Here is a 234-nt window from a genome sequence, read left to right on the forward strand (position 1 = left end):
ATACTGTTTATACTAGCGAATTTAAATTATCTGTTTTAAAATTTAGACAAGAAAATATGTTGTCTTATCAAGATACTGCGAATCACTTTAGAATTATTAATCCTATTATCATTGCCAATTGGCAACATCAATTTGATGAAAAGTGTCGTCTTGATATAGATAATAAACAAAAGGGACGATCTCACACTATGACTAAAAAACGAGCTAAATCAGATAATAAAAATTTACCTTTAA

The 234-nt window shown here is 26.9% G+C and carries 1 pseudogene; it reads left to right on the plus strand.

What is annotated here, in order from left to right:
- Nucleotides 1-234, plus strand: a pseudogene (locus LQ686_RS14105) (helix-turn-helix domain-containing protein); the annotation flags it as partial.

This window comes from Mammaliicoccus sp. J-M41, assembly GCF_022385935.1.
Lineage (GTDB): Bacteria > Bacillota > Bacilli > Staphylococcales > Staphylococcaceae > Mammaliicoccus > Mammaliicoccus sciuri_A.